The organism is Escherichia sp. S10b (assembly GCF_028421345.1).
Lineage (GTDB): Bacteria > Pseudomonadota > Gammaproteobacteria > Enterobacterales > Enterobacteriaceae > ECMA0423.
Window position 1 is genome coordinate 1 of record NZ_JAHZSO010000147.1, and the last position, 892, is coordinate 892.

Annotated in this window: 2 protein-coding genes; both read right to left on the reverse strand. The window is 55.2% G+C overall.

The window, feature by feature from the left end; translation table 11 throughout:
• Positions 1-36 precede the first annotated feature (36 nt).
• The gene (gene gpG / locus FTE26_RS20265) at positions 37-423 is read right to left on the reverse strand and encodes a phage tail assembly chaperone G (RefSeq protein WP_001300035.1); all 387 of its coding nucleotides are present in this window, start codon (positions 421-423) and stop codon (positions 37-39) included.
• A gap of 60 nt (positions 424-483) precedes the next feature.
• The coding region (locus FTE26_RS20270; RefSeq protein ID WP_272457554.1) for a phage tail tube protein at positions 484-892 on the reverse strand (409 nt) is incomplete at its 5' end.

An 892-nucleotide genomic window follows, 5' to 3' on the forward strand; every position in this document is an offset into this window, starting at 1 on the left:
CCCGGGCAAGCCGCATGACAAACTGCATTTCCCGCGTCAGGACTTTTCCGGCGTCAGCACCTCATGCTCCAAATCCCCGGCATTCTCAATGGCTCCCATACCGCTCAGCGACAGAACCATCTCCGCCCCCGCTCCCAGGGCATCATACGACCATGTTGTAATAACGGATGCGCAAAGCGTCTCAACATCCTGAGACTGTTCCGCATTCCACAGTGAGCGGGAAACCAGCCAGGCATTGATATCCATCCCCATCCGCAGAAAAGCAATCTGTCGTTCAGCCTCCGGCAGTTCTCCCTCTTCGGCATCAAACTTTGCCGTTCGCTGCTGAACAAACGCCAGATATTCAATTCTCTGCAGCCCGGACAGCTCACTGAGCACCACGGACTGCTTTTCATAATTAAACGTGCCCTGTTTCAGAAACATCATGTTCTCCACCTGCAAAAAAGCCCCGGATAACCGGGGCAAATGATGAGTATCGTCCTGTTAACCTGCGGCGCTGACAGCCACCGCAGCCACTGCCACAAAATCGCCGTCAGAAGTCATGCCCACAATGCTGACACTGCCCTGCTTCACGCCTTTCACCGTGGCCACAAGCCCGTTCAGGGTCACCGTGGCAGTCTGTGGATCTGTCGAATGCACACTGATCGCTTTGTCACTGGCTCCGTCAGGTTTTACTGTAAAGGTCAGCGTGGTGGTTGCTCCCACTTTTACACTGGCAGATGCCGGTGCCACCGTCAGCCCGGTAACGCTCACTGTTTCAGTGCCTTCCTCTGCCAGATACGGACGCCCCACACCGCTGATTTTCACTGTGCGGGTCATCACGTCTTTTGAGGCAATGGTTTTACCCAGTGAGCTCAGCCAGCCACGGAAAACATCAACAGTGCCGTTGGGA